The organism is Chitinophaga filiformis, from assembly GCF_021646545.1.
In the GTDB taxonomy this organism is placed as follows: domain Bacteria; phylum Bacteroidota; class Bacteroidia; order Chitinophagales; family Chitinophagaceae; genus Chitinophaga; species Chitinophaga filiformis_A.
The window spans coordinates 63,622-76,671 of the sequence record NZ_JAKIRP010000023.1 but is presented as its reverse complement, the minus strand read 5'-3'; the positions used below and the strand labels follow the sequence as shown (position 1 = coordinate 76,671).

At 48.2% G+C, this 13,050-nt stretch carries 11 protein-coding genes; 3 read left to right on the top strand and 8 right to left on the bottom strand.

The window, feature by feature from the left end:
• Window positions 1-11 precede the first annotated feature (11 nt).
• From L3C95_RS32795 to bioD, 8 genes are all read right to left on the bottom strand, one after another.
• Window positions 12-1,040: a Smr/MutS family protein gene (locus L3C95_RS32795; protein WP_236394795.1), complete on the bottom strand. Its 1,029-nt coding sequence runs from the start codon at window positions 1,038-1,040 to the stop codon at window positions 12-14.
• A gap of 94 nt (window positions 1,041-1,134) precedes the next feature.
• A complete protein-coding gene (locus L3C95_RS32790; protein ID WP_236394797.1) occupies window positions 1,135-1,587 on the bottom strand; it encodes a DoxX family protein in 453 nt (150 codons plus the stop codon).
• Window positions 1,588-1,696: 109 nt separating this feature from the next.
• Entirely contained in the window at window positions 1,697-3,346 is a 1,650-nt protein-coding gene (locus tag L3C95_RS32785; RefSeq protein ID WP_236394799.1) for an amino acid permease, read from the bottom strand.
• An 89-nt stretch (window positions 3,347-3,435) separates the two neighbouring features.
• Window positions 3,436-4,407 (bottom strand): polyprenyl synthetase family protein, encoded by a 972-nt coding sequence (locus L3C95_RS32780; protein WP_236394800.1) that lies wholly within the window; start codon window positions 4,405-4,407, stop codon window positions 3,436-3,438.
• A gap of 38 nt (window positions 4,408-4,445) precedes the next feature.
• Window positions 4,446-6,578, bottom strand: coding sequence for a ribonuclease R (rnr, locus tag L3C95_RS32775; RefSeq protein WP_236394802.1), 2,133 nt, complete (start codon window positions 6,576-6,578; stop codon window positions 4,446-4,448).
• An 11-nt stretch (window positions 6,579-6,589) separates the two neighbouring features.
• Window positions 6,590-7,657 carry a tetraacyldisaccharide 4'-kinase gene (gene lpxK, locus L3C95_RS32770; protein WP_236394804.1) on the bottom strand — a complete coding sequence of 356 codons (1,068 nt, stop codon included), beginning with the start codon at window positions 7,655-7,657 and terminating at the stop codon, window positions 6,590-6,592.
• Window positions 7,658-7,659: 2 nt separating this feature from the next.
• A complete protein-coding gene (locus L3C95_RS32765; RefSeq protein WP_236394806.1) occupies window positions 7,660-8,241 on the bottom strand; it encodes a 5-formyltetrahydrofolate cyclo-ligase in 582 nt (193 codons plus the stop codon).
• A gap of 11 nt (window positions 8,242-8,252) precedes the next feature.
• The gene (bioD, locus tag L3C95_RS32760) at window positions 8,253-8,879 is read right to left on the bottom strand and encodes a dethiobiotin synthase (protein WP_236394808.1); all 627 of its coding nucleotides are present in this window, start codon (window positions 8,877-8,879) and stop codon (window positions 8,253-8,255) included.
• Between the two features lie 528 nt (window positions 8,880-9,407).
• On the opposite strand from bioD, the gene L3C95_RS32755 reads away from it, so the two are divergent.
• The 3 genes from L3C95_RS32755 to fbaA all read left to right on the top strand — a co-directional run bounded on the left by L3C95_RS32755 (window position 9,408) and on the right by fbaA (window position 12,926).
• A complete protein-coding gene (locus L3C95_RS32755; protein ID WP_236394810.1) occupies window positions 9,408-10,766 on the top strand; it encodes a pyridoxal-phosphate dependent enzyme in 1,359 nt (452 codons plus the stop codon).
• Window positions 10,767-10,793: 27 nt separating this feature from the next.
• Complete coding sequence (locus L3C95_RS32750; protein ID WP_236394811.1) at window positions 10,794-11,615, top strand: helical backbone metal receptor; 822 nt, start codon at window positions 10,794-10,796, stop codon at window positions 11,613-11,615.
• 243 nt (window positions 11,616-11,858) lie between these two features.
• On the top strand, window positions 11,859-12,926 hold the full coding sequence (fbaA, locus tag L3C95_RS32745; protein WP_236394813.1) for a class II fructose-bisphosphate aldolase: 1,068 nt from the start codon (window positions 11,859-11,861) through the stop codon (window positions 12,924-12,926).
• The last annotated feature ends 124 nt before the right edge of the window (window positions 12,927-13,050 follow it).

Sequence of the window (13,050 nt, the reverse complement as noted above, 5' to 3'; positions counted from 1 at the left end):
CGGCATATGGGCTAGTACCGAAAAAATATCTCGGTAGCGCCATAGCCATAACGGGGATGGTATTCATTGATAAACCGCTCCACTTCGGGCGTATCCCGCAGAATGGCATGGATCTCGTCCTTCAGCTTGCCCTTCCCTACCCCATGGATGACGATCATACTGTGCTGATGATGCACAATAGCCAGCTCCAGGTAATGTACGAACTCGTTGAGTTGTATAGCCAGTATTTCGATATTCTTGAGCCCGCGCCACTCCTTTACCAGCATTTCTATATGCAGGTCCAGCTCATATTTAGGCTGTGCAGGCGGTTCTGGTGCTACAGGAGCTGCAGGCGTACTGCCCGCTGATAATGAACCGATACTGCTGGCGTCGAAATAAGGTTTGTCGTTTTTACTCTTTTCCGGATACTTTTCGAACAGCACTTGGCTAAGCGTAGCATCCCTCCTCGCCTGCAGTTCTGAAAGCTGCAGAAAGAGCTGTTTTACCTTCGGCTTCCAGGTTTTCGGGAAGGAAGGCGCCAGTTTATCGTTTTTCTCTTTCGGGAAGAAAACGAATTCCAGTCTGGGACTGTCGTTCAGCGATTCAAACAACAGATCAGACAGGTAGAAGTTGCTGAATGGCTGGATCTCATTACGGATCTCCAGTTCCATGCTGTTCCGCAACCATACCTGGAAGTTAAAACGGTAGGCTTCGCTGGTCTCGTTCAGCAGATGAAATTTAAGCGACTGGACGTGCTCTTCATAAGCGTCCATCCTGAAAACTGGCAATATTGAGAGGAACATCCCCCGGCTCATCCGGATATTATCTTCATACTTCTTCTTCTCGGGCTTAATATCATACCCCTGGATCCGCTGTGGCGGAGGAGTCGGCTTAGGCGTAGTAAAGCGATGAAAATACGGGAAATCTATCTGGTCAAGATACACCGGAAAGGTGACCTTGCCCACCTCTACCATTACCATATCGGCGTTGATAATGTCAACAACTGTCCCTTCCTCCTTGGAATGTAGCAGTAATATTTTATCGCCAATCTCAAACTTCATACTTGCAGGCCCGCGATAGAAAATACAGTTTTAACGTGAACTGCCAATACAAAGCAGTCCGCATCGCGGAGGGCAAAGGTAAGACAAATAATCCTCAAGCCGGATGGCGGCGCATATAATCGTCAAATGAAATGGGGCCGCTGCCTTCCACCAGGAAGAAGATCAGAAGCAGCAGAACAAGGATAGAAAGGCCGGTCTCTGCATGTACATTAAATATTCCCGTAGCGTTCAACGCGGCTGCGGTATGTACAAAGAAGATTGCGCCTAGAAGAATTGGAATCTGAGCCAGAATGGCCACACGTGTAAGTAAACCGAAAACAATAAGGAGACCTCCGAGCAAATGAGCAAATACGATATAATGAGCAATCCAGAAAGACATTACTGTGAGCCACGGGCTTTGGTCGATCACAGTTTTGAGTACATCGATATTTTGTATGAAAACCACCCCTTTGTAGAATAAAAATACCCCTAACAGGACACGGATGCCATCAAGCCAGCGGGGATGATGGCGTTCGCCCCAACGGTCGATTCGTTGTAGCAGATTCATAACACATGATTTTAATGATCAAAGAGCTTATCCGAATATACGAAATAAACTTGACCATAGCAACATTTAACTTGACGGCAGCAACAAACGACCTAAAACCATGATTTTGTTATGCTTGCGCTAACTTACTTCTTTTATAGCCGTAAAGGAAGTAAATGGTCAGACCGATCAGCAACCAGATGAAAAATACCACCCAGTTCCTGAACCCGATCTCTGTCATCAGGTAGAAACAGCTCAGCAATCCCAGTACCGGGATCAGTGACAGCTTTTTAAGGAAGGAAAGTACGGTGAACAGCAAAGCCGCCACCACGAAGAAGAAGAAGGGAATATTATGCTTCCACTCGTCCCAGCCGCCCGCAAAAGAAAAACGCTGCGGCAATTCATTGCGGAACAGGTAAGCAAAAAGGATGATAACAGCAGGTACGATAAACTGCCCGTTGATGTACGGCAGTCTGAAACGTTTGGAATGAGGATCTTTCTCCTGGGGTGGCAGTAACAACACCCCGCCACACACGAGAATAAAGGCAAACAGGGTACCTATGCTGGTCAGGTCTGTCACAATGGTCAGGTTCAGGAACAAAGCCGGTACCCCCACCAGGAAACCCGTTATAATAGTAGCAAACGATGGCGTTTTGAACCTCGGATGAATGATACTGAATTTCTTCGGCAGCAGCCCATCACGGCTCATACTCATCCAGATACGGGGCTGCCCGATCTGGAACACCAGCAGTACACTGGTAGTAGCTATCACCGCACTTACCGAAATCAGAAAGCTTACCTTAGGCAGGTTTACCGCATTGAATACAAAGGCCAGCGGGTCATCTACCTTCAATTGGGAATAAGACACCATTCCGGTCAGCACAAAGGCAATGAGCACATACAACACCGTACAGATAACCAGTGAATAGATCATTCCCTTAGGAAGATCGCGCTGTGGATTGGCACACTCTTCCGCCGTAGTACTAATAGCATCAAATCCGATATAGGCAAAGAACACAGCAGATACCCCCTTTAATACACCCGAAAATCCATTAGGCATAAAAGGCGACCAGTTGTCGACATTCACATAAAAAGCACCCACCACGATCACAAAGAGGATCACCAGTATCTTGAGGCCGACCATGAAATTGGCGCTCTTTTTACTCTCCCGGATGCCCACGTAGGCCAGGTAAGTGACCAGCACCACAATAATAAATGCCGGCAGGTTCAATATCACAGGGATACCTGCTATACGTGGCGCGGCGGCATACAATTCAGGCGATGCACTATCATAGTTGCTGGTCAGCCAGTCAGGGAATGAAAGGTTCACCCCCATTGCATTTCCAATCCCCGCCAGCAGGTTATTGAAATACCCGCTCCAGGAAATGGCCACGGCTATATTCCCGATGGCATATTCAAGGATGAGCGCCCACCCGATCACCCAGGCGGCCAGTTCCCCGAAAGTCACATAGGAATAAGTATAGGCGCTGCCGGATACCGGTACACGGGATGCAAACTCCGCATAACAGAGCGCAGAAAACCCGCAGGTAACAGCAGTAATAATAAAAAGTAAGGAAACACCGGGACCTCCGTGATAAGAGGCTTCCCCGATGGTAGAGAAGATACCCGCGCCGATCACCGCGGCGATACCTAAAGCGGTCAGGTCCCGCACCCGTAATACCTTGTTTAATCCTCCTCCTCCATGCGCATCCGTCAAACCATCTTGACTATCCTGCAGTATACTGATAATAGATTTCTTACGAAAAAGCGATTTGGACATTTAGGTATTTTGGTTACAGGTTTAGCTAATGCGCGAATATATATAAATTAACCGATACACAAATTTGGAGGAAGCAGATAGTCTTCCCCTTAATGTTCCCTGTTCAACAGGTAGTTGGCTAGTTCCGTCAGCGGTTTCTTACGGTTTGAGATCACTGCAATATGCTCAAGGTGTTCAAAAGCGAGCTGCTGGAAACGTTCTTTCTCCTTTTCTGCCCAGGCGTCCACCTTACAGTCATGGAACAGTTCCAGTACCTGCCCCACCTTGTCATCCGGGCTGGTGGCCAGCAGTTCTTTCAGTTTTTTATGCTGCGCAGGGTTACACAGTTCCAGGGCTTTTAACAACAGGAAGGTCTTCTTATTTACCAGGATATCCCCTCCCTGTTGTTTGCCGAATTTCTCAGGGTCGCCGAATGCATCCAGGTAGTCGTCCTGGATCTGGAAAGCGATCCCTATATTTTTACCGAATTCATATAAATGCTGCTGGTTATACTCACTGCCTCCACCGATGATAGCACCCATTTTCAGGCTGGCGGCCAGCAATACGGACGTTTTCAGGGCAATCATATTCACATAATCATCATAACGCACCTGCTCCGGCTCCATCTCTTCAAAGTCCATATCTATCTGCTGTCCCTCGCATACCTCTATAGCAGCCTTGTTGAAAGCGCTGATCAGTTTCTGCTTATACTGTGGCTGTACCCTGTTCAGGTATTCGTATACTTTGATCAGCATCACATCTCCGGCCAGTATAGCTGCGGTCTCACCATACAGCGTATGTACGGTAGGCTGGTTACGGCGCAGCGGCGCTTTGTCCATAATATCATCATGCACCAGTGTGAAGTTATGGAACAGTTCCACGGCGGTGCCCACCTCAAATGCATCCGGGTGGATCTCGTCAAACAGTTCATTGCCCATAATACTCAGCACTGGTCTGATACGCTTTCCGCCTATATTAAGGATATGGCTGGCAGCATTATACAGTTTCTTCGGCTGCTCAGGGAATTGTTCTTTACTGAAATGTTCTCCAAACCGGATAGTCAGGTCTTTAAATGAATGCATGGTGTATTTTTCGAATAAGCGGCTGTAAGTTATATAAATTATGGCTTTTTACGGGAAGAGGAAGCCTGCTTCTTTGCAGATGCAGGTTTCTTCTTACTAGCCGTTTCTTTCTTTTTCCCTTTGGTCTTAGTTTCCTTTCGGCCAGCAGCAGGTTTCCGTCCTGGTCTTTCAGCGGCTACGCTCTTACGGACTGACTTCCGTAATGGCGCCTGTTCTTCTTCTCCATCCTCTATCAGGTCGTAGTCCAGCTGGCGCTTCACCAGGTTGGCGGCCACCACCTGAATCCTCACTTTATCACCTATACGGATCCTTCTGCCGGTATACATACCGATCAGTGCATACTCGTTCTCATCGTATTTGAACTCGTCTTTGGTAGTCATATTGTGAATGCTCACCAGGCCTTCACATTTGGTGTCTACCGTTTCCACCCAGAATCCGAAGTGTGCCACACCACTCACCACACCGTCAAATTCTTCACCGATGTACTGTTGCATGTATTCTACCTGCTTGTATTTATTCGCAGCTCTTTCCGCATCCATGGCCTTACGCTCCATTTCAGAGGAGTGCTTACACTTTTTCTCCATCTGCTTATCAGGATGGATATCGTGTGTCAGACATTGCTGCAGTACGCGGTGTACGAGTACATCCGGGTAACGGCGTATCGGTGAGGTAAAGTGACAATAGTGATCAAATCCCAGTCCGTAGTGGCCAATGTCCTCCACCGTATAGGCGGCCTTCGCCATGGTACGGATGCCCAGGGTTTCCAATACATGCTGTTCCGGCTTGCCATGGGCCAGCTGCAGCATTTCATTGAAGGAACGGGCCAGTTTATCCGGATTATCGATCTCCAGTTTGTGACCGAACTTACGGGCGAAACCGGAGAATACCTTCAGCTTTTCCTCATCAGGTGTATCATGCACACGGTATGGGAATGGCACATGCTGATTAGTACCTATGCGGATATTATATACATATTCCGCCACTGTCCTGTTGGCCAGCAGCATCAGCTCTTCGATCAGCTGGTGGGCTTCCTTGCTCTCTTTTACGATAATGCCGACCGGCTTCGCATTTTCATCCAGCTGGAAGCGTACTTCCTGGGATGAGAAATTGATAGCACCATTCTCAAAACGTTGTTTACGCAGTATCTGCGCAATCTTGTTCAGCAACAGCACTTCCTCCTGGTAAGGGCCTTCGCCGGACTCAATGACGTCCTGCACCTCTTCATACGTGAAGCGGTGGTTGGAATGTATCACCGTTCTGCCCAGCCAGTGTTCTTTGATCTCGCCCTTCTCATTCATCTTGAAAACGGCAGAAAAGGTCAGCTTGTCTTCATGCGGGCGCAGGGAGCACAGCTCGTTGGAGATCTTTTCAGGCAGCATTGGCAGTACGCGGTCCGGCAGATATACAGAGGTGGCACGTTTGTCAGCTTCCTTATCCAATGCGGTGTCAGGCAGCACATAATGGCTGACGTCCGCAATATGCACGCCTACTTCATACCAGGCGCCACGCAGTTTACGGATGGAGATCGCATCATCAAAATCCTTTGCATCCACAGGGTCGATCGTAAAAGTCAGGATCTTACGGAAGTCCTTCCTCTTTTTGATCTCTTCTGCGTCAATGTTCTCAGCGATATGCCCCAGCTCTTTTGTGACTTCGTCGGGAAAGCTGAGCGGGAATCCGCTTTCTATCAGGATCTCTTTCATGGCCAGGTCGTTGGTATTGCTGGCGTCCAGCACTTCCACGATCTCGCCCACCGGCTTACGTGTTTTTTCGCCCCAGGCCACGACACGTACTACGGCTTTATCCCCGTTCTTCGCATCTTTCATGGAATTGGCAGGGATGTATATATCGGGCATGAACAGCCCTTTTTCCGGTACCAGGAAAGCGAAGCCTTTGTTGACCTGCAGGGTACCGGTGAATTCAATCTTCTTGCGTTTAACGATTTCCGTTATAACCCCTTCCATACGTCCTTCATTCTTGCCCTGTTTGATCACATCAACAAGCACGTCATCTCCATCAAGAGCAGTATTGAGGTTCTTCTGGCGGACCATAATGTCCTTCTCCTGTCCTTCAATAATAACAAAGGACATCCCGGAGCGGGTTATCTGTACAGTGCCACGGAAGGTTTTCTTCTGGCTGCTGTGTTTTTGAGGTTTCTTCTTTTTAGTCATTCTCGTAACGTTTAATCATGGTTACTTCCAAACTGATCCACGTAAGTAAAAATATAATTATTAAATGATTCTCCTTCCCCATTGAGGAAAGATATTTCAACCGGCATAACGGCGATGGGTATGTTCATGGGACGCAGGCGGTCTTCGAGCAGTTGTAGTCTTACCGCGTCCTTTTCCGTAGTTACCACCAGTTTGCGGTTGCCGGGAAGGTTGCTGAGTTCCCTGTTTATTTTCTCCAGATCAGGGACGGAATAGTAATAATGATCCGGAAAAGGCAGGAGGAACACGTTTTTATAGCTTTCCTTCAGTTGTTGTAAAAGCGGTTCCGGACGGGCAATACCACAGACGAGGAGAACCGTGGTATCTGCAGGCGCGGTAACCGGGCTGCCGCTGAACATGTCGTATAGCTCGCCATATTTCAGAGAAGTAAAGAACAGTTGCTGATGTGGCAGGGGCTTGATTTCCTGCCTGATGGCGGCTTTTTCTGTTGCCGACAGTTGCGGCGGACATTTGGACACAATGATACAATTGGCCCTCTCATAGCCTTTGCGGCCTTCGCGCAGACGACCGAAAGGCACTACATGATCTTTGGTAAAGCGGCGGCTGTATTCGGTGATCAGGATGTTCATGCCCGGTTTCACAGAACGGTGCTGGAAGGCGTCGTCCAGCAGAATCACTTCTGTTTCCGGGCGTTCTCCCAGCAGCTGGGGTATGGCCAGCATGCGTTCTTCACCTACGCAGACCTCTATATCCGGGAATTTACGATGGAACTGCATCGGTTCATCGCCCAGTTGCGCCGCTGTGCTGGCAGCATCTGCCAGCAGGTAGCCGCTGCTACGCCGGTTGTATCCCCGGCTGAGTGTGGCTATACGGTATTTATCCTTTAATATCCTGATAAGATGTTCTACATGCGGGGTTTTGCCGGTACCTCCCACGGAAAGGTTGCCTACAGCAACAACGGGCAGGTCAAACTCTACGGCAGTCAGTACATTGGTATCATAGAAACGGTTGCGGACCCACATCACGAGGCCGTACAACAGTGAAAAAGGGTATAATAAGATTTTCAGGTGTTTCAGCATTCTTAGCTTTTTTTGAAATCATAAATTGTTTGTGGCGTGATGACCATCTGCAGGGGAACATCGTTCTCGTTCACATCTGCGATAGCGTCTACCGGTTCAAACAATGACAGTCCGATAGTGGTCGCCGTTGGCAGGCATTCCTTCAGGAAACGGTCATACATCCCCTTCCCGTATCCCACCCGCTGTCCGCTTTTGTCAAATGCGAGCATAGGTACAAAAACCAGGTCCATCTCGGCAGACATCAAAGGTATTCCACCGGCAGGCTCCGGTATGCCATAGTCGTTCCTGACCAACACGGTTTCCTCTTTCCACAGGAAGTGCTCCATCGTTGCATTGCGCATGTCTGACCTGGACAGCGCCCACTGCAGTTTAGGATAAGCCTCCCGGGCCCAGTGCACCAGTGCGTATGTGTCTGCTTCTTTCTTTTCAGTGATAGGAAGAAAAATGTGTGCCATTCTGTAAGCGCTGAAGTCCAGCCGCCGGCATTGGTCCAGTAACTCCCTGTTCAGGGTGGCAATCACATCATCCGGAAGATTCAAACGTTTTTCCAGGTATTGCTTTCGTATATCCTTTTTTGTTAACAAGTGGATCTGTATTACCACAAAGATAGCTTTTCTGCCTGTTCCTTCACAAAAGCCCTGTCAACCAGTGCAGTGTGAGGTATCCTTCCCAGCAGCGGATAGCCGCTCCACCCTACCACCTCGGTTTCATTACTGTGGTATTCTCCGCTAAAAATCCAGCCCAGTACAGGGATACCGCGTTGTTTCAGTACCTGTGCGGTCAATAGCGCATGGTTGATGCTACCCAGGTAATTCTGGGCTACAATAATGACCTTTGCCTCCAGTTGCTCTATGAAATCGATGGTGAAGACCTGTTCCGTCAGCGGAACCATTAGTCCGCCGGCCCCTTCTATGACCAGCGGCCGGTTGGATGGCTGAATACTGTTTGCCAGCGCAAGTATCTCCTTTACGTTAATGCTCACATTTTCCAGTCTGGCGGCCAGGTGTGGCGAGGCTGGCGCTTCCAGACAGTAGGCTTCCCGGTGACATACCGACACCGGATTTGATATTAAACTTTTTACCGTATCTGTGTCTGTCCCTTCTGTTAATCCTGTTTGTACGGGTTTCCAGTAATCTGCCTGCAGTGCTTCCACTACACAGGCCGAAGTGACTGTTTTCCCGACCCCGGTACCTATCCCGGTTATAAAAATCCGTTCACTCATGACATGCAAAGATAGTATAATAGGAATTACTTTGATAATCAATTCCTGTTAAGAAACCGTTAGCTATTGTTGCGGTTCAGGATCCGCTCTGGTATTGTTTGAAACCTGTACCGTTCATATCACTTCACCATCATTTCCATATCGCTTTACCGTCATTTCTATATCACTTTACCTACATCTCTATATCGAAGGGATATACATATGACGGTGAAGTGATATCCAGATGAGCTTATAAGGATATGGAGATATAGGGATCAAAGCGTATTCAATACGGGATTGAACCGAAATAGGTCGGTAATAACGGAAGGTTTGAAAGCATGAGGAAACAGCACAGGGAATTGTTATAAGTCCACATCAAAGGCATATCAAAGGCATATCAACGCCATGGTAAACGCATATTACCAATACGGGAATCATCCGCGGCAATAGCCCTCCGTAGGTGGGCTGTGTTTGTAGCGCGGCGGTATCAGCCAGGACAACGTGACAACCGGAAATTCCTTACTTTCGCCAGAGTCCAACAAGATTCATATGAAATTTTGCAACAACATACTCGAAACAATCGGAAACACCCCCCTCGTTAAATTACACCGCGTTACCGCCGGCCTTCCATGTCCGGTACTGGCAAAAGTTGAATTTTTTAACCCCGGCAACTCTATCAAGGACCGTATGGCCGTAAAAATGGTCGAAGAGGCAGAGAAACAGGGCCTGCTGAAGCCCGGCGGCACCATCATTGAAGGAACATCCGGTAATACCGGTATGGGCCTGGCACTGGCCGCAGTGATCAAAGGATATAAATGCATCTTTACTACCACAGATAAGCAATCCAAGGAAAAAGTAGATATACTGAAAGCGGTAGGCGCAGAAGTGATCGTTTGCCCTACGAATGTAGAACCCGAAGATCCCCGTTCCTATTATTCAGTAGCTCGCAGGCTGGCGAAGGAGATCCCGAATGCGTTCTACGTGAACCAGTACGACAACCTGGCCAACAGGGACGCTCACTATGAGCAGACCGGCCCGGAGATCTGGGAACAGACGGACGGAAAGATCACGCACCTGGTGGTGGCCACCGGCACCGGAGGTACCATTACCGGCGCTGGTAAGTTCCTGAAAGAAAAGAATCCGAACATCCAGGTATGGGCAATAGATAGTTACGGCTCCCTGCTGAAGAAATACCATGAAACCGGCGAACTGGACATGACCGAGGTTTATCCTTACATCACGGAAGGTATTGGCGAAGACTTCATTCCGCAGAACTACGATATGGGCGTGATCGATCATTTTGAAAAAGTGACCGATAAGGATGGTGCTGTAATGGCCCGCCGCATTTCCAAGGAGGAAGGCATTTTTGTAGGCTACTCTGCAGGATCGGCCATATCGGGCTTAATGCAGCTGAAAAGCAGGTTGAAACCGACTGACCTGGTAGTAGTTGTTTTCCATGACCATGGCAGCCGTTATGTAGGGAAGGTCTACAATGACCAGTGGATGATGGAGCGTGGCTTCCTGGATGTGAAGACTGTGAAGGATGTAGTGAATGGCCGCCGTAATCAGCCGCTGGTAACGATTGACCAGGAGGAGAAAGTGAGTGAGGCCATTGTGAAGATGAAGAAGTACGACATTGAACACCTGCCGGTACTGCATAATAACCAGATCGTTGGGGCTATTTCCGAAGGAGGACTTTTCAATCGCCTGATCGACGATGTGAACCTGAAAGACGCCCAGATCAAACAGGTGATGCAGGCTGCTTTCCCGGAAGTGAGCATGGATACGCCGATAGAGAAACTGAGCGTTTACATCAACAAGGAGAACGGAGCAGTGATTACCAAAGATGATGGCGGCAAACCGCATATTGTGACGAAATACGACATCATTCAGGCCCTTGGAAGTTGATAAACTACTAAAAACAACAGGCAGCTGATGCCGGCAACAAATACTTACAATGACCAGCTGGGACGGGAAGTGAGCATCGCTTACCCGCCCCGCCGGATCATCTCACTGGTTCCCTCGCAAACAGAATTACTGTACGACCTCGGACTGGATGAAGAGGTGATCGGCATTACAAAATTCTGCATTCATCCGGAGGCATGGTTCCGGCATAAGACACGCATAGGCGGCACTAAACAACTGCACCTGGAAGAAATCCTGGCCTTACAGCCCGACCTGGTGATTGCCAATAAGGAGGAAAATACTGCTGAACAGGTGCAATTCCTGATGCAGCACGTACCGGTATGGGTCAGTGATATCCAATGCCTGGAAGATGCGCTGGATATGATCAGGAGCATCGGTAACATCACCGGTAAAATAGAACGCGCTGCTGAAATAGCCGGCAATATCGACCTCAGTTTCAGACAACTGGCCACAACATTGCAGGCCCGGCCACCATTGCACACCGCTTATTTCATCTGGCGGGAACCGTGGATGGTAGCGGGCGGCGATACTTTCATCCATACCATGTTGGCGTATTGCCGGCTGGAGAATGTTTTTGCCGGGACGGCACGTTACCCGACCATTGACCTTGACCAACTGAAAAGCAATTGCCAGCTGATATTGCTTTCTTCCGAGCCTTACCCATTCAAAGAGAAACATATCAGAGAGTTGCAGGATGTACTGCCAGGCGTTCGTATTGAACTGGTGGACGGAGAAATGTTTTCCTGGTATGGCAGCCGGCTGGAGAAAGCGGCTGTGTATTTACATGAATTCAGGCAAAAGCTGGAAGAATTGCCTCATAGGGTATCCTGACAGGCGATACAAGGAGAACAACCTCAGACAACCGGAAGAGAGCGTAGGATGCATCGCACAATATCGAATTATAAGGGCCAAATCAATGACCAGCAATAAGAATTTGCCTCAAAAAATGACGAATTCATATAAAAATCACCAGATTTTTTGTGATTCATACAATTCTAAATCAGAAATCTACTATAATAGTTAATCTTTAGTACTTATATTTGCGTTCCTTAAATGTAAAACAATCCGAAAGCTATGGGAAAATACAGAGCTGGCGTGTTATTCGGCGAAGAGCTGGATGCGCTGTACAATGATGCCAAGAATAACGCATGGGCAATGCCTGCTGTTAACGTAGTAGGTACCAATTCCGTAAACGCAGTACTGGAAACCGCTGCCAAAGTAAATTCACCTGTAATTATTCAGTTTTCCAATGGTGGCGCGCAGTTCTTTGCGGGTAAAGGAATGCCGAACGACAAACTGCAGGCAAATATAGCCGGTGGTATTTCCGGTGCAAAACACGTACACGAGGTGGCAAAATACTATGGCGTTCCTGTAGTACTGCACACCGACCACGCTGCTAAAAAATGGCTGCCATGGATCGACGGTCTGCTGGATGCTGGTGAAGCGTTCATGAAACAGACTGGTCAGCCACTGTACAGCTCCCACATGCTGGACCTCTCCGAAGAGCCACTGCACGAGAATATAGAAACTTCCCTGAAATATTTCGAGAGAATGAACAAGCTGGGTATGTCCATCGAGATCGAACTGGGCGTAACTGGTGGTGAAGAAGATGGCGTGGACAACTCCGGCGTTGAAAACCACAAACTGTATACACAACCTGAAGAAGTAGCTTACGCTTACGAAACACTGTCTAAAGTAGGTAGCCGTTTCACTGTAGCTGCTGCATTCGGTAACGTACACGGTGTATACTCTCCAGGTAACGTGGAACTGCGTCCTGTGATCCTGCACAACAGCCAGGAATTCATCCAGAAGAAACACGGTACTGCTCCTAAACCGGTATACTATGTATTCCATGGTGGTTCCGGTTCACCTAAACACCAGATCAACGAAGCACTGGGTTACGGTGTGATCAAAATGAACATCGATACCGACATGCAGTGGGCATTCTGGGAAGGTGTACATGACTTCTACGAAGCGAAGAGAGATTATCTGCAGGGCCAGCTGGGTAACCCTGAAGGTGCAGATAAACCAAATAAAAAATACTATGACCCACGCGTATGGCTGCGTAAAGGCGAAGAAACTTTCGTTAAACGTCTGGAAGAAGCCTTTGCTGACCTGAACTGTCTGAACAGGAACGCATAATCCGCGAAGCGGTACAATTTATCGATCCTCAGGAAGTCATTCCTGAGGATTTTTTTGTAAATACACTTTTATTATAGCACTTATATATATATCTTTCCAATCAAATTATTGGTTGCCAGGTACT